The sequence below is a fragment of the Streptomyces sp. NPDC058371 genome (genome assembly GCF_042723265.1).
GTDB lineage: Bacteria > Actinomycetota > Actinomycetes > Streptomycetales > Streptomycetaceae > Streptomyces.
The window spans coordinates 296,329-311,860 of the sequence record NZ_JBHXJC010000006.1; the positions used below are offsets into that span (position 1 = coordinate 296,329).

Below are 15,532 nucleotides of genomic sequence, written 5' to 3' on the forward strand. Positions count from 1 at the left end.
CCCTGCCCCCCCCCAAAAAAGAAAAAAAAGGAAAAAGAGGGGCGGGGAAAACAAAAAGAAACCCGCCCCCCCCCCCCCCCCCTCCCGGCCCCCCGGGGACGACGTCCCCTCGGTGAGAGCGGCCGACCCCCGTGCGGCCGCCCTCACCCGCCCCCGTGCTCATGCGACGCGGGCGAACCGGTGCCGGCGGGGCCGGTGGGTATGGGCCCGCCCCTCCGTGTCGTTCTGTTCGTGCTGCCCGGACTCGCGTACGGCACGGCGGGCGGCGCGACGGCTGCGCAGGGCCTCCTGCGCCAGGCGGTGGTTCTCGGCCCTGCGGATCAGTTCGGCGGAACGGGTCTGGTGGAGTTCGTACTCGAACATGTGGTGTCCCTCGTGAGATTCGGTTTCGGCTCTCGCTTGTTGCGATGCCTCAACTTTCGTCTCCAAGGGGGGTGCGCCACATCGGGAGAGTTCCGCATCTTGAACGCGACAGGGGCCTTAGAACGGCCGTAAGTGGCTTACGGCGGCTCTAAGGCCCCTCAGACGGTGGGGGATGTGCGGTGAGTCAGCTGGTGGAGGGCAGCCCGAGCAGGAGGTCGGTGTACTTGGCGATCGCGAGCAGCAGGCCGACGACGCCGAGCGCGACGCCCGCCCAGGCGACCGACTTGATCCAGGGCGCCTGCGGCTTGCCCGGGGCGCCGAAGGCGGGCCGGGCCAGCACCACGACACCGACGATCAGCGCGACCAGGGCGAAGAGGCCGCCGACCAGCGCGGTGACGCTCCAGGCGTCTCCGTACACTTCCCGGACCTGCGTGGCGACGCTCGCGGACGACGAGGTCTGCAGCTGACCGGTGAGCGTCTCGCGCGCGGCGGCGACGGTGGAGACCCAGCTGCCGGTGAGCGAGACGATGCCGAGTCCGGCGGAGACGACGGCGGCGGCACCCTGGCCCACGCCGGAGGCGTCCCGCTCGGCCTCGAGCTCGGCCTCGGGGAGGTCGTCGCCCTCCTCGTCCTCGGCCACGGCCTGGTCGTCGGCCTCGACGTCGGCCTTGGCCGGCTCGTCGGCCTTGGTGACGTCCGTGGTCTTGGTGACGTCCACGGTCTCCTCGTCGCTCTTTGCCTCGGCGCCGGTCTCGACCCCGGCTACGTCATCTGTCTTGGTTCCCATGCCTGGCACCGTACGGACGGAGTCTGAGAGGTTTCTTAATGTTGGCTGTGCGCGTACATAACGATCGGCACACGCGCGCGTGCCCGTCGATCGGATGTCCCGGAACCCGCACACACGGCCTCCCGTACGCCCGTCCCTGGCCCCACGCGCGCGTGCCCTTGGACCAGCCGCCCGCCGGCCGCCACGGCCCTTCGTCCACCCGGTCAGCAGGCGCCGCCGCCCTTCGCCCAGCCGGCCGGCGGCCCTCACGGCCCTTCGTGCAGCGCGTCACCGGACGCCGCCGCCCTTCGTCCAACCGCCCGCCGGCCGCCACGGCCTTTCGTCCAGCGCGTCACCGGGCGCCGCACCCCTTCGCCCCGGTCACGGTCAGCGGGCGCCGCGGGCCCGGGCTTCGCGCCACTCGGGGGCCAGGACGGTCCAGACCTCCATGTCGTGGCGGACGCCCCGGTACGGGTAGCTCTCCCGCTGCACACCCTCACGTGTCATCCCGAGCCGCCGCGCGACCTTGATGCTCGGTTCGTTCGCCGAGGAGGCGATCCACTCCACGCGGTGCATCCCGCGTTCCTCCACCGCCCAGTCGATGAGGTACCGCATCCCGCGCGTGACCAGTCCGCGCCCGGCGGCCGCGGGCTCCAGCCAGCAGCCGGCCTCGCAGTTCCCGTCCTTGGCGTCGAACACCCGGAAGAGCAGGCCGCCGACGAGCTTTCCCTCCATCCACAGCCCGTGCAGGCTGCCGGTGTCGGCGGCGCGCTTGTCCGCGTACGACTGGAGGACCGCCCGCGCGGAGGCGACATCGTCGACACCGACCCCGAAGGCGACGTACTGCGAGATGAACTCGCGACCGCGTTCGAGGTGGGCGAAGAACTCCTCGGCGTGCCAGGGCTCCAGGGGCCGCAGTTCCGCGCCGTCGTCACCCAGGGATATCGCGTACATCCTGCTGTTGCTCCTTCTCCAGTACGCCCACCAGCGCGTCGTCCGAGCGCTGCCCCGGAATCGTCGCACGGGAGGCTCCCCCACGGCCGGGCAGCAATGCGGCTCCGGCGGCGCGGCACTCGGGCGGTTCGATGCTGATGCGCGGCAGCCGCTCGTCGAGCAGCCGCGGCAGCCACCAGTTGGCACCGCCCAGCAGGTGCATCAGGGCGGGTACGAGGAGCGTGCGCAGGACGAAGGCGTCGAGGGCGACGGCCGCGGCGAGGGCGATGCCGAACATCGCGATCACGCGGTCACCGCTGAGCACGAAGGCGAGGAAGACCGAGATCATGATGACGGCGGCGGAGTTGATCACCCGGCTGGTCTCGGCCAGTCCGACGCGTACGGCACGCCGGTTGTCGCCGGTCTCCAGCCACTCCTCGTACATCCGGCTGACCAGGAAGACCTGGTAGTCCATGGAGAGGCCGAAGAGGACCGACACCATGATCACCGGCAGGAAGGGCTCGATCGGTCCGGCTCTGCCCAGGCCCAGCAGCTCGCTGCCCCAGCCCCACTGGAAGATCGCGACGACCACGCCGAACGCGGCGGCCACGGCGGCGATGTTCATCACCGCGGCCTTCAGCGGGATGCCGAGGGACCGGAAGGCCAGCAGGAGCAGCACGCAGCCGAGGCCGATGACGACACCGACGAACAGCGGCAGCTTGCCGACGATCACGTCCGCGAAGTCGTCGTAACTCGCCGTCACCCCGCCCACGCGCAGGTCGAGCGAGGTGTTCGCCTCGGCCCGGGGCAGCACCTCGGTGCGCATCCGGTCGACGAGTTCGCTGGTCCGCTGGGACTGCGGCGCGGACTGCGGGACGACCGCGAGATACGCGGTGTCCCCACCCGTGTTGTACGTCACCGGTGTCACCGACGCGATGCCCTCGGTGGCCCGGAGTGTGGCGTCGAGGTTGTCGAGCGCGAGCCGGTCCGCGCCGCCGCCGACCGGGGTGACCAGCGTCAGCGGACCGTTCACGCCCGGGCCGAAGCCCTCCCCCATCAGGTCGTACGCCTGGCGTGTGGTGGACGTCGTCGGGTCGTTGCCCTGGTCGGAGGTGCCCAGGTGCAGGGAGAACGTGGGCAGGGCGAGCAGGGCCATGACGACCACGGCGACCGCGCCGAGCAGTTTCGGGTGGCGTTCCACGAAGGCCGACCAGCGGGCGGCGAGCCCGGTCGGGACCTCCGGCTGGGGTCCGCGCTCCTCCAGCCGCCGCCGCTCGCGCCGGCTCAGCGCGCGCGGGCCGATGAAGGAGAGCAGCGCCGGCAGCAGGGTCACCGAGGCCGCGACGGTGAGGACGACGGTCAGCGAGGCGGCGATCGCGACTCCGTTGAGGAAGCCGAGCCGCAGGATGAGCATGCCGAGCAGCGCGATGCAGACGGTCGCTCCCGCGAAGACCACCGCGCGTCCGGTGGTGGCGACAGCGTGCTCGGCCGCCGCCGCCACCGGCAGCCCGCGTTTCAGGCCCCTGCGGTGCCGGGTCACGATGAACAGGGCGTAGTCGATGCCGACGCCGAGGCCGATCAGCATGCCGAGCATGGGCGCGAAGTCGGCGACGGTCATGACATGCCCGAGGAGCACGATCGAGGCGAACGCCGTCCCGACGCTGACGAGCGCGGTGGCGATGGGCAGCGTCGAGGCGGCGAGCGAGCCGAAGGCGAGGAAGAGGACCACGGCCGCGACGACCACTCCGACGACCTCGGCGAGGTGCCCGCCGGACGACTCGGTGGCCGCGATGGCGGTGCCGCCGAGCTCCACCTGGAGGCCGTCCGTCCCGGCCGCCCGGGCCGTGTCCACGACGGCCTGTGCCTCACCCTTGCCGATGTTCTCGGCCCGCTCGTCGAAGGTGACCGTGGCGTACGCGGTACGGCCGTCGCCGCTGATCCGACCGCCGCCCCGGCCCTCGTACGGGCTGATGACGGTGGCGACACCGGGCAGCCCGGCGATCTCGTCCAGGGTGCGGGTCATCGTCTGCTCGACGTCGGCGCCGCGCACGGTGCCCGGGGTGGTGTGCCAGACGACGGTGTCGTTGTCGCCGCCGAGTCCCGGGAAGCCGTCCCGCAGGAGCTGGGTGGCGCGGCCCGACTCGGTGCCGGGAGCCTCGTAGTCGTTGGAGTAGGCGGAGCCCGCGACGGCCGCGGCGGCGCTCGTGCCACCGAGGGCCAGGAGCCACAGCAGAACGGCGACGAGTCGGTGCCGGACACACCAGCGGGCAAGGGCTGCCACGGACGTGCTCCCTGGGGATGTGGGGATCTTTGACCGGGAACAGCAGCGAATGAACGCTTATGAAACTGAACAGCCCGCAAAGAACGCATGAGCAATGCCCGGACACTCTTGCAGCAGGAAATGATCCTTTGTCGCATTCATGGGCTTACTCACAAGAGTGCGAACGACATCACACGACATTCCCGGGGACTCTGTCGCACCGCCGGGCGGGCGGGGACAGCCCGAGGGGGATGCATCGGTGTCGATGCATCCCCCTCGGGAGGACAGAAAACGGGAGACTCAGCCCTCGCTGACGCCCAGCTTCTCCAGGATGAGTTCCTTGACGCGGGCCGCGTCGGCCTGGCCCCGGGTGGCCTTCATGACCGCGCCGACCAGGGCGCCGGCGGCCTGGACCTTGCCGCCGCGGATCTTGTCGGCGACGCCCGGGTTGCCGGCGATGGCCTCGTCGACGGCGGCGGTCAGCGCGCCCTCGTCCGAGACGACCTTCAGACCGCGCTTCTCGACGACCTCGTCCGGGGTTCCCTCGCCGGCGAGCACGCCCTCGATGACCTGGCGGGCGAGCTTGTCGTTCAGATCGCCGGAGCTGACGAGCTGCGCCACCCTGGCGACCTGCGCCGGGGTGATCGGGAGGTCCTCCAGGGCCTTGCCCGACTCGTTGGCGCTGCGAGCCAGTTCACCCATCCACCACTTGCGGGCGGAGGTGGCGTCGGCACCGGCCTCGATCGTGGCGACGATCGGGTCGATGGCGCCGGCGTTGAGGATCGACTGCATGTCGTGGGCGTTGACACCCCACTCCTCGCGCAGCCGGTTGCGGCGGGCCAGCGGCTGCTCGGGCAGACCGGCACGCAGCTCCTCGACCCACTCGCGGGACGGGGCGACGGGGACCAGGTCGGGCTCCGGGAAGTACCGGTAGTCCTCGGCCTCCTCCTTCACGCGGCCCGAGGTCGTCGACCCGGTGTCCTCGTGGAAGTGGCGGGTCTCCTGGATGATCGTGCCGCCGGAGTTCAGCACCGCGGCGTGGCGCTGGATCTCGTAGCGGGCCGCGCGCTCCACGGAACGCAGGGAGTTGACGTTCTTCGTCTCGGAGCGCGTGCCGAACTTCTCCCGGCCGTGCGGGCGCAGCGACAGGTTCACGTCGCAGCGCATCTGGCCCTGCTCCATGCGGGCCTCGGAGACGCCGAGCGCCTTGATGAGCTCGCGCAGCTCGGCGACGTACGCCTTGGCGACCTCGGGAGCGCGCTCGCCCGCACCCTCGATCGGCTTGGTGACGATCTCGATGAGCGGGATGCCGGCGCGGTTGTAGTCCAGCAGGGAGTGCGAGGCGCCGTGGATACGGCCGGTGGCACCGCCGACGTGCAGCGACTTGCCGGTGTCCTCCTCCATGTGGGCGCGCTCGATCTCCACGCGGAAGACCTCGCCGTCCTCCAGCTGGACGTCCAGATAGCCGTTGAAGGCGATCGGCTCGTCGTACTGCGAGGTCTGGAAGTTCTTCGGCATGTCCGGGTAGAAGTAGTTCTTCCGGGCGAAGCGGCACCACTCGGCGATCTCGCAGTGCAGCGCGAGACCGATCTTGATGGCGGACTCGACGCCGATCGCGTTGACGGCCGGCAGCGCGCCCGGCATGCCGAGGCAGGTCGGGCAGGTCTGCGAGTTGGGCTCGGCGCCCAGCTCGGTCGAACAGCCACAGAACATCTTGGTCCTGGTGCCGAGTTCGACATGGACTTCGAGGCCCATGACGGGGTCGTACGACGCCAGCGCGTCCTCGTACGACACCAGGTCGGTCGTGGTGGTCACGGTGAAAACTTCCCTCTCAGCCCAGCAGGACGTCGTCGTCGCCCAGGCGCTTGAGCTCCCGGTAGAGGATGGCGAGGCCGGTGACGATGGCGGCGGCGGACACGGCCGCGTCGATCAGCCGCAGGGTGTCGCTCTCGAGGCGGGCCTTCTTGGCCTGCTTGGCGACGCTCAGGGCACCGAACGCGGTGGTCGCGATGGACAGGTACGTGCCGGACTTGGACCTCTTGAAGCCCTTGGCCTTGGTCAGTGCGCTCACAGCGACGGAGCCTCCTCGATCAGCGGGTGACCCCACTTTTCCACGAAGGCGGCCTCGACGGCGGCGCCCACCTTGTACAGCCTGTCGTCCTGCATCGCCGGGGCGATGATCTGCAGGCCGACCGGGAGGTTGTCCTCCGGCGCGAGACCGCAGGGCAGCGACATGGCCGCGTTGCCCGCCAGGTTGGTCGGGATGGTGCACAGGTCCGCGAGGTACATCGCCATCGGGTCGTCGGCGCGCTCGCCGATCGGGAAGGCGGTGGTCGGCGTGGTGGGCGACACGATGACGTCCACCTGCTCGAACGCCTTCTCGAAGTCGCGCGTAATGAGCGTACGGACCTTCTGCGCGCTGCCGTAGTAGGCGTCGTAGTAGCCGCTGGAGAGGGCGTACGTGCCGAGCATGATGCGGCGCTTGACCTCGTCGCCGAAGCCCGCCTCACGGGTGAGGGCGGTGACGTCCTCGGCGGAGCGGGTGCCGTCGTCGCCCACGCGCGCGCCGTAGCGCAGGCCGTCGAAGCGCGCGAGGTTCGAGGAGCACTCGGACGGCGCGATCAGGTAGTACGCCGACAGGGCCAGGTCGAAGGACGGGCAGTCCAGCTCGACGATCTCGGCACCCAGCTCCTTGAGGAGGGTGACGGACTCGTTGAAGCGCTGGACGACACCGGCCTGGTAGCCCTCGCCCGCGAACTGCTTGACGACGCCGACGCGCATGCCCGCCACGCTGCCGTTGCGGGCGGCCTCGACGACCGGCGGGACCGGCGCGTCGATGGACGTGGAGTCGAGCGGGTCGTGCCCGGCGATGACCTCGTGCAGGAGCGCCGCGTCCAGGACCGTACGGGCGCAGGGCCCGCCCTGGTCGAGGGAGCTGGAGAACGCCACCATGCCGTACCGCGAGACGCCGCCGTACGTCGGCTTGACGCCGACCGTGCCGGTCACGGCGGCGGGCTGGCGGATGGAGCCGCCGGTGTCCGTGCCGATGGCGAGCGGGGACTGGAAGGAGGCGAGCGCCGCGGAGGAGCCGCCGCCGGAGCCGCCGGGGATGCGGGTGAGGTCCCAGGGGTTGCCGGTCGGCCCGTACGCGCTGTTCTCGGTGCTCGACCCCATGGCGAACTCGTCCATGTTGGTCTTGCCGAGGATGACGACGTCGGCGGCCTTCAGCCGCTTGGTGACGGTCGCGTCGTACGGCGGGATCCAGCCCTCGAGGATCTTGGAACCGACGGTGGTCGGGATCCCCTCGGTGGTGAAGATGTCCTTGAGCGCGAGCGGGACGCCGGCCAGCGGGCCGAGCTTCTCACCGCGCTCACGCTTGCCGTCGACGGCACGGGCCTGGGCTAGCGCGCCCTCCCGGTCGACGTGCAGGAAGGCGTGCACCTTCTCGTCGACGGCCTCGATACGGGCCAGGTGGGCCTCGGTGACCTCGACGGCGGTGAGCTCGCCCGCCGCGATCTTCTCGGCGATCTCGGCCGCGGTCAGCTTGATGATGTTGACGTTGGTGTCCGTCATGGTGGTTAGTCCTCCCCCAGGATCTGCGGCACCTTGAAACGCTGCTGCTCCTGGGCCGGGGCGCCGGAGAGCGCCTGCTCGGGGGTGAGCGACGGACGGACCTCGTCCGCGCGCATGACGTTCGTCAGCGGCAGCGGGTGAGAGGTCGGCGGTACGTCTTGGTCGGCGACCTCGCTGACGCGGGCGACCGCGCCGATGATGTCGTCGAGCTGACCGGCGAAGTGGTCGAGCTCTTCGCCCTTCAGCTCCAGACGCGCCAGCCGTGCGAGGTGGGCGACCTCCTCGCGCGTGATGCCAGGCATGCAGCGATCCTCTGGGGTGAGTGTGTGTGGTTTGGGCCCAATCCTATGGCGCCGGTACGGATGCCCGCGCACGGGTTTCCCTCCGCCCCGCTCAGCGGACTCCTGACACCCGCCGACGGCGCGAAATCCCCACAGGAGAGGGCACCCCACCAATGAACGGTCCCGGGCGATGCGGGCGGGGAAACAAATCCCCCCAAACCGCCACCCGCCGACGGCGGGATCCCCTCCGGGCAGGGAGCGTCACCAACGAACGGTCACTTGCGGTGCGGCTGCGCAACCCCCGGCCGGAGCCGCCGGCTCACTCGTCGGTGGCAACCGCAGGCAACGCCGCGGCGGGCCGCTGCCACCCCCGCGCCCCTCGGGCCCGAAGCCACGCCGTCGCCTCGTCCGCCGGCATCGCCGCGGCCACCAGCCACCCCTGTACGGCGTCACAGCCCAGATCCCGCAGGCGCTCCCACGTCTCGTCGTCCTCGACGCCCTCCGCGACGACGAGCAGCCCGAGCGAGTGCGCGAGGTCGACGGTGCACCGCACGATCTCCGCGTCCTCGTTGTCCACGGCGAGCCGCGCGACGAAGGACCGGTCGATCTTCAGCTCACTGACGGGCAGTCGCCGCAGATGCACGAGCGACGAGTACCCCGTGCCGAAGTCGTCGAGGGACATCTTCACCCCGTGCCCGGTCAGCGCGGCCAGGGTGTCCGCGGCCCGCTGCGGGTCCTCCAGGAGCACATGCTCCGTGATCTCCAGCTGCAGCGCCCCCGCGGGAACCCCGTGCCGGGCGAGACGCGCGGCGACCGCCCCGGCGAATCCGGGCGTGTGGACGTCGCGCGGCGAGACGTTCACCGCGACCGGTACGAACAGCGCCTGCGCCCGCCAGCGAGCGACCTGGGCCAGCGCCGTCTCCAGCACGTACTCGGTGAGATGGGGCATCAGCCCGGACGACTCGGCGATCGCGATGAACTCGTCCGGCGGCACCTTCCCGCGCTCGGGATGCACCCAGCGGACCAGGGCCTCGAGGCCGGCCACCTGTCCGTCGAAGCGGACCTTGGGCTGGTAGTGCAGTTCGACGTCACCGGCGTCGAGGGCCCGGCGCAGGTCGCCGAGCAGACCCAGGCGGTCCGGGGTGTTCGAGTCCCGCTTGGACTCGTACACCTCCACCCCCGTACGGTCCCGCTTCGCCTGGTACATGGCGACGTCCGCGCGCCGCAGCAGCCCCTCCGCGTCGAGCGCGTGGTCGGGGAAGACGGCGAGCCCGGCGCTGGCCTCCAGGACGAGGGTGAGCCCGTCGAGGTCGAGCGGCGAGCCCAGCGCGGCGACGAGTCCGCGGGCGATCCGCGTGGCGGACGTGGTGGAGTCCGCGACGGGCAGTAACACCGCGAACTCGTCCCCGCCGAGCCGTGCGGCCTCCGCCCCGCGCGGCAGTGCGAGCCTGAGCCGGTCGGCTATCTGCAACAGCAGCCGGTCCCCGGCGAGATGCCCCAGCGTGTCATTGACGGACCGGAAGCGGTCGAGGTCGATCAGGAGCAGGGCGGCACGCGCCCCGATCCGCTCGGCGTCGTCCAGCGCCGTCCAGGTCCGTTCGAGCAGCCACTGCCGGTTGGGCAGCCCGGTCAGCGGGTCGCGCAGCTGCTCCTCCGCCCGGGCGCGGGCTATCCACAGCGTGGAGTCCAGCGCGATGAGCGGGACGGAGAACAGCGGCAGCAGCACCGGCAGCGCGACGGCCACCACACAGATCAGCGGTGCGATGCCGAGCAGCGCGACGGCGACGAGACCCTGTCTGACCAGGGCCGTTCGGGCGACGGTGGGCAGCCCGCCGGTGCGCGGGGCGTACAGATACCAGAGGAGGGCGCGGGTGACCGCGAGATACCCGGCCGCGACCAGCAGCACTTCGGGTGCCGCGTACAGCGTCCAGGTCCCCGGGTCCCAGGGGGACTCGACGGACGGGACCCGGCCGAACGCGGCGAGGACCAGCGCGCCGGCCCCGATGCCGAGGATGTCGACCGCGCCGTGCAGGACGCCCTGTCGCCAGCGGTGGCGGCGGGCCGCGCCGACCAGCACGACCACGGTGAGGCTGACCATGCCGGCCGGCACCCAGCCGAACAGCAGCAGGACCGCGAGGGTGAGGGCGGCGCCGGATCCCGTGCCGCCCCACCAGCGGGAGCGGCCGAGCGCGACCAGGTGACCGACGATGACGCCGGTCAGCACGGCCAGGGACCAGCCCACTGCACCGGACGGAAAGAGCGCGTGGTGTCCGCTGAACGCCCGGTAGAAACCGGCGCCGAGGAGAAAGCCGGCCGCCGCGACGACCGCCGCGGGCAGGGCCGGCCAGGACATGTTCCGATCAGTCTCGTGGCCCTGCGTTCCTGAATGTCCTGCGGCCGGCGCGGTCCCGGCGGTGAGGTGGGCGGTGCCGCGGTCGCCCGCGCTCACGCGCACCGACGACCGCGCTGTCCGGCGGCCGGCCAGCCATGCGCCGGACATCCGGCGCATGCGCAGCCGCGAATCCGGGGCGGCGCTCTCGGTCGGTTCCATTCCCGTCCCTCTCACAGCCGGCGGTGCCCACGCCACGCGATCCGCTGCCCGGCAGAACCGTCAACGGCACGCGTCTGAAAACCCTTCCCCACACCCGTGAAGAACGGGGGATGCCCCAACCGCAGCTGGGCACGGCAGGCGCACTCCTCAACAGTAGGCCGCAGAAGGCTTCCACGGGCAGCGGTCGTCGACGGTTGCCCGAATGCAACCCAGCCACCCGTATGCATCTGATATGCGCCGAACGGGTGGTCTTCAACCGCTACTCGGGGGTCGGAAGTGCAACTTCCGCAGCTGCTTCCGGCCCTTGTTCGAGCAGGACGGCGAAACCGTCCTCGTTCAGAACCGGAACCTTGAGTTGCATCGCCTTGTCGTATTTGGATCCGGGGTTGTCACCCACCACGACGAAAGAGGTCTTCTTCGAGACCGATCCGGTCACCTTCGCGCCTCGGCTCTGCAGGGCCTCCTTCGCGCCGTCCCGTGTGTGGTGTTCGAGCGTGCCGGTGACGACGACGGTGAGCCCTTCCAGCGGCCGCGGCCCCTCGTCCTCGCCCGAGCCCTCCTCCTCCAGGCGCACCCCGGCGGCCCGCCACTTGCGGAGGATCTCGCGGTGCCAGTCCTCGGCGAACCACTGCTTGAGGGAGGCGGCGATGATCCCGCCCACGCCGTCGGTGCCGGCGAGCTCCTCCTCCGTGGCCTGCTCGATGCGGTCGATGGAGCGGAACTCGCGAGCCAGCGCCTCGGCCGCGACCGGTCCGACATGACGGATCGACAGGCCGGTGAGGACACGCGCGAGCGGGCGCTCCTTGGCCGCCGCGATGTTGTCCAGCATGGCGGTCGCGTTCTTCTTCGGCTCGCCCTGCTGGTTGGCGAAGACCGTGGCGATCTTCTCCTCGCCGGTCTTCGGGTCACGCTTGGGCAGTCCGCTGTCCTGGTCGAGGACGTACGCCCTGATGGGCAGCAGTTGCTCGATCGTGAGGTCGAAGAGGTCTCCCTCGTCCAGCAGCGGGGGCTCGGCGGGCTCCAGCGGCTTGGTGAGGGCCGCCGCGGCCACGTACCCGAACTGCTCGATGTCCAGCGCCTTGCGGCCGGCCAGGTAGAACAGCCGCTCCCGCAACTGGGCGGGGCACGTGCGGGCGTTCGGGCAGCGCAGGTCGACGTCGCCCTCCTTCATGGGCCGCAGCGCCGTACCGCACTCGGGGCACTCGGCGGGCATCTCGAACTCCCGCTCGCTGCCGTCGCGCAGGTCGACGACCGGACCGAGGATCTCCGGGATGACGTCACCGGCCTTGCGCAGCACGACCGTGTCCCCGATGAGGACGCCCTTGGCCCGCACCACGTCCTGGTTGTGCAGCGTCGCGAACTCGACCTCGGAGCCGGCCACCGTGACCGGCTCGACCTGCGCGTACGGCGTGACGCGGCCCGTGCGGCCCACGCCGACGCGGATGTTGATCAGCTTGGTGTTGACCTCCTCCGGCGCGTACTTCCAGGCGATCGCCCAGCGGGGGGCGCGGGAGGTGGAGCCTAGGCGTCCCTGGAGCGGGATCTCGTCGAGCTTGACGACCACGCCGTCGATCTCGTGCTCCACGGAGTGACGGTTCTCGCCGTAGTACGCGATGAACTCCCGTACGCCGTCGAGGTCGTCGACCACCTTGGCGTAGCGCGTGGTCGGCAGGCCCCACTCGTGCAGCAGGTCGTACGCCTGGGAGAGGCGATCGATGCCGAAGCCCTCGCGGGCGCCGATGCCGTGGACGACCATGTGCAGCGGGCGGGACGCCGTGACGCGGGGGTCCTTCTGGCGCAGCGAACCCGCCGCCGCGTTGCGGGGGTTGGCGAAGGGCTTGTCGCCGCCCTCCACCAGGCGGGCGTTGAGCTCCTCGAACTTCTCCATCGGGAAGAAGACCTCGCCGCGGATCTCCACGAGGGCCGGGACGCGGTCGCCGCTGAGGCGGTGGGGGATCTCCGCGATCGTACGGACGTTGGGCGTGATGTCCTCGCCCGTGCGGCCGTCGCCGCGGGTCGCCGCGCGCGTGAGGCGGCCGTGTTCGTACGTGAGGTTGACCGCGAGGCCGTCGATCTTCAGCTCGCACAGGAAGTGGTAGCCGGGCGTGCCGACGTCCTTGGCGACGCGGTCGGCCCAGGCGGCGAGCTCCTCCTCGTCGAAGGCGTTGTCGAGGGAGAGCATCCGCTCGCGGTGCTGGACGGCCGTGAACTCCGTCGCGTACGCCCCGGAGACCTTCTGGGTCGGGGAGTCGGGTGTGCGCAGCTCGGGATACTCGTCCTCGAGGGCTTCGAGGGAGCGCAGCAGCTTGTCGAACTCCGCGTCGCTGACGACCGGAGCGTCCTTCACGTAGTACCGGAAGCGGTGCTCCTCGATCTGCTCAGCGAGGTGCGCGTGCTTCTCGCGTGCCTCGGCAGGCAGGGTGTGCGAAGCCGAGGCAGTCTGTGCGTCCTGGTCGCCGGCCACCGTGTCGTCCTCCCGTTACTCAGGGTTGTCCGCGAGGGATCTCGCCGCCCGGGCGCAGTGGGCGAGCGCCGTGCGTGCGTAGTCGGGGGAAGCTCCCGCGAGCCCGCACGACGGAGTGACCGTGACCGCCTCCGTGAGAAGCCCCGGATTCAGCCCCAGCCTGCGCCACAGCGTCCTGACACCCATGACGCTACCGGCAGGGTCCGACAATGGGCCGTCCGTGCCCGGCACCACACCGGTGAAGAGGCGGGTGCCCGACTCCACGGCCTCTCCGATCGCGTCGTCGTCACGCTCGGTGAGGAGCGAGAAGTCGAAGGAGATCGCCGCGGCACCGGCCCTGCGCAGCAGGGCGAACGGCACGTCGGACGCGCACGAGTGGACGACGACGGGCCCGTCGCCGTGCACCCCGATCACGTCCCGCAGCGTGGCCTCGATGTGCTGCCGGTCGACGGCGCGGTGGGTCCGGTATCCGCTGGCGCTCTTCACGTGCCCGCGCAGTACGGCCATCAGGGACGGCTCGTCGAGCTGGAGGACGACCTGGGCCCCCGGCACCCGCCTCGCCACCTCCTCGAGATGGATCCGCAGCCCCTCGGCGAGCGATCCGGCGAGGTCCCGGCAGGCGCCGGGGTCGGAGAGAGCCACCTCGCCGTTGCGCAGCTCCAGCGCGGCGGCCAGCGTCCACGGGCCGACCGCCTGCACCTTCAGCGGCCCCTCGTACCCCTGGGTGAACTCCTCGAAGGCGTCCAGGTCTTCGCCGAGCCACGACCGCGCCCGCTTGGTGTCCCGGCCGGGCCGGTCCCCGATCCGCCAGCCGCTGGGCTCCACGCGCGCGTACAGCTCGACGAGCATCCCGGCCGTCCGCCCGATCATGTCGGCCCCGGGCCCCCGCGCGGGCAGCTCGGGCAGATACGGAAAGTCCTCGAAGGACCCGACGACGGTCTTGGCGGCCTCCCGCGCATCCCCGCCGGGCATGGATCCGACCCCGGTCGCCGGCCCGAACCTGAACACGCTGTTTTCGCTCACACCCGCAGCCTACGGAATCCCTCTGCCGAGGTCAGCGGCCCGGTCGTACTGTCACGTCGGGGACCTCGGCGTCCCGCGGCAGGTCCAGGGCCATGAGGATCGTCGTCGCGACGGATTCGGGGTCGATCCACCGGGAGGCGTCGTACTGCTTGCCCTCCTGCTGGTGCACCTTGGCCTGCATGGGGCTCGCGGTGCGGCCCGGGTAGACCGAGGTGACCCGGACGCCGTTCGCGTGCTCCTCGTGGCGCAGCGAGTCCGCCAGGGCCTTCAGTCCGTGCTTGGAGGCGGCGTACGCGGACCAGTCGGCGTGCGCTCGCAGCCCCGATCCGGAGTTGACGAACACCACGTGGCCCTGGGCGACGCGGAGTTGGGGCAGGAAGTGGCGGGTCAGCTCCGCGGGGGCGATCAGGTTGACGTTGAGCTGGTGGCGCCAGGACTTGGGGGTCAGCTCCGCGACCGGGCCCAGGTCGACGACGCCCGCGATGTGCAGGAGCGAGTCGATCCGGTCGGGCAGCGTCTGGTGCGAGAACGCCCAGGAGAGCCGGTCCGGGTCCGCCAGGTCGCCGACCAGGGTGCGGGCCCCCGGGTACTCGTCCGCGAGTTCCTTCGCACGGCCCGCGTCGCGCGCGTGCAGCACGAGGTCGTCCCCGCGCGCGTGGAGGCGGCGCGCGACGGCGGCGCCGATGCCGGAACCCGCACCGGTGATCACATGGGTAGCCATGTCCGCCATGCTCGCATCACCGCGTGCCCTGGCTCTCCTCCAGGTAGGCCAGCGCGCCGACGGCCTCTTCGGCGAAGAACACCAGGTCGGTGAGGGGCCTGGGCAGGAACCCCTCGTCCTCCATGCGCCGGAACTGTTCCTTGAGGCCGTCGTAGAAGCCCGCGGTGTTGAGCAGCACCACCGGCTTGTCGGTCTTGCCGTGCTTCTTCAGTTCCAGGATCTCGGTCGCCTCGTCGAGCGTGCCGGTGCCACCGACCATGATCACTACCGCGTCGGCCTTCTCCAGGAGCAGCGCTTTTCGTTCGGCCAGGTCACGCGCGATGACCATCTCGTCGGCGTCGGCCCGCGCCACGGCCGCGAGGAAGTCGACGGTCACCCCGAGCAGCCGCCCGCCCGCCGCCTGCACACCGTCGGCGACCACCTTCATCAGCCCGACGTCGGAGCCGCCCCAGACCAGGGTGTGACCGCCCTTGCCGAGCAGTTCCGCGAACTCGCGCGCGGGACGTGTGTAGCGGTCGTCGAGGTCGGCGGCGGAGAGGAACACACAGATTTTCATGCGCCCTACCGTACGAGGGAAGAACTCCGGTCCGGCCGGTG

The 15,532-nt window shown here is 71.1% G+C and carries 13 protein-coding genes; all 13 read right to left on the bottom strand.

The window, feature by feature from the left end:
- Window positions 1–159 precede the first annotated feature (159 nt).
- The 13 genes from ACFWM2_RS20895 to ACFWM2_RS20955 all read right to left on the bottom strand — a co-directional run bounded on the left by ACFWM2_RS20895 (window position 160) and on the right by ACFWM2_RS20955 (window position 15,491).
- Entirely contained in the window at window positions 160–363 is a 204-nt protein-coding gene (locus ACFWM2_RS20895; protein WP_383281746.1) for a hypothetical protein, read from the bottom strand.
- A gap of 184 nt (window positions 364–547) precedes the next feature.
- Window positions 548–1,150: a hypothetical protein gene (locus ACFWM2_RS20900; protein ID WP_383281749.1), complete on the bottom strand. Its 603-nt coding sequence runs from the start codon at window positions 1,148–1,150 to the stop codon at window positions 548–550.
- A gap of 366 nt (window positions 1,151–1,516) precedes the next feature.
- Window positions 1,517–2,083 (bottom strand): GNAT family N-acetyltransferase, encoded by a 567-nt coding sequence (locus ACFWM2_RS20905; protein WP_383281752.1) that lies wholly within the window; start codon window positions 2,081–2,083, stop codon window positions 1,517–1,519.
- A complete protein-coding gene (locus ACFWM2_RS20910) occupies window positions 2,061–4,343 on the bottom strand; it encodes an MMPL family transporter (protein WP_383281755.1) in 2,283 nt (760 codons plus the stop codon). The genes ACFWM2_RS20905 and ACFWM2_RS20910 overlap by 23 nt, the downstream gene beginning before the upstream one ends.
- A gap of 279 nt (window positions 4,344–4,622) precedes the next feature.
- Entirely contained in the window at window positions 4,623–6,137 is a 1,515-nt protein-coding gene (gatB, locus tag ACFWM2_RS20915; RefSeq protein WP_383281758.1) for an Asp-tRNA(Asn)/Glu-tRNA(Gln) amidotransferase subunit GatB, read from the bottom strand.
- A 16-nt stretch (window positions 6,138–6,153) separates the two neighbouring features.
- Window positions 6,154–6,393 (bottom strand): hypothetical protein, encoded by a 240-nt coding sequence (locus tag ACFWM2_RS20920; protein WP_383281761.1) that lies wholly within the window; start codon window positions 6,391–6,393, stop codon window positions 6,154–6,156.
- Entirely contained in the window at window positions 6,390–7,895 is a 1,506-nt protein-coding gene (gatA, locus tag ACFWM2_RS20925) for an Asp-tRNA(Asn)/Glu-tRNA(Gln) amidotransferase subunit GatA (protein ID WP_383281764.1), read from the bottom strand. The genes ACFWM2_RS20920 and gatA overlap by 4 nt, the downstream gene beginning before the upstream one ends.
- A gap of 5 nt (window positions 7,896–7,900) precedes the next feature.
- On the bottom strand, window positions 7,901–8,197 hold the full coding sequence (gene gatC / locus ACFWM2_RS20930; protein ID WP_015036350.1) for an Asp-tRNA(Asn)/Glu-tRNA(Gln) amidotransferase subunit GatC: 297 nt from the start codon (window positions 8,195–8,197) through the stop codon (window positions 7,901–7,903).
- A gap of 298 nt (window positions 8,198–8,495) precedes the next feature.
- Window positions 8,496–10,727, bottom strand: a complete 2,232-nt coding sequence (locus ACFWM2_RS20935) for a putative bifunctional diguanylate cyclase/phosphodiesterase (protein ID WP_383281767.1) — start codon at window positions 10,725–10,727, stop codon at window positions 8,496–8,498.
- Window positions 10,728–10,986: 259 nt separating this feature from the next.
- Window positions 10,987–13,191 carry an NAD-dependent DNA ligase LigA gene (gene ligA, locus ACFWM2_RS20940; RefSeq protein ID WP_383281770.1) on the bottom strand — a complete coding sequence of 735 codons (2,205 nt, stop codon included), beginning with the start codon at window positions 13,189–13,191 and terminating at the stop codon, window positions 10,987–10,989.
- 15 nt (window positions 13,192–13,206) lie between these two features.
- Window positions 13,207–14,214, bottom strand: a complete 1,008-nt coding sequence (locus tag ACFWM2_RS20945; RefSeq protein WP_383281773.1) for a methionine synthase — start codon at window positions 14,212–14,214, stop codon at window positions 13,207–13,209.
- Window positions 14,215–14,245: 31 nt separating this feature from the next.
- On the bottom strand, window positions 14,246–14,944 hold the full coding sequence (locus ACFWM2_RS20950) for an SDR family oxidoreductase (protein WP_383281776.1): 699 nt from the start codon (window positions 14,942–14,944) through the stop codon (window positions 14,246–14,248).
- A gap of 7 nt (window positions 14,945–14,951) precedes the next feature.
- Window positions 14,952–15,491 (bottom strand): TIGR00730 family Rossman fold protein, encoded by a 540-nt coding sequence (locus tag ACFWM2_RS20955; RefSeq protein WP_383281779.1) that lies wholly within the window; start codon window positions 15,489–15,491, stop codon window positions 14,952–14,954.
- Window positions 15,492–15,532: the final 41 nt, after the last annotated feature.

Excerpts from the sequence above, each read along its gene's own strand:
- ACFWM2_RS20895 (WP_383281746.1), bottom strand. The coding sequence starts at position 363 with ATGTTCGAGTACGAACTCCACCAGACCCGTTCCGCCGAACTGATCCGC.
- ACFWM2_RS20900 (WP_383281749.1), bottom strand. The coding sequence starts at position 1,150 with ATGGGAACCAAGACAGATGACGTAGCCGGGGTCGAGACCGGCGCCGAG.
- ACFWM2_RS20905 (WP_383281752.1), bottom strand. The coding sequence starts at position 2,083 with ATGTACGCGATATCCCTGGGTGACGACGGCGCGGAACTGCGGCCCCTG.
- gatA (WP_383281764.1), bottom strand. The coding sequence starts at position 7,895 with ATGACGGACACCAACGTCAACATCATCAAGCTGACCGCGGCCGAGATC.
- gatC (WP_015036350.1), bottom strand. The coding sequence starts at position 8,197 with ATGCCTGGCATCACGCGCGAGGAGGTCGCCCACCTCGCACGGCTGGCG.
- ACFWM2_RS20935 (WP_383281767.1), bottom strand. The coding sequence starts at position 10,727 with ATGGAACCGACCGAGAGCGCCGCCCCGGATTCGCGGCTGCGCATGCGC.
- ACFWM2_RS20950 (WP_383281776.1), bottom strand. The coding sequence starts at position 14,944 with ATGGCGGACATGGCTACCCATGTGATCACCGGTGCGGGTTCCGGCATC.
- ACFWM2_RS20955 (WP_383281779.1), bottom strand. The coding sequence starts at position 15,491 with ATGAAAATCTGTGTGTTCCTCTCCGCCGCCGACCTCGACGACCGCTAC.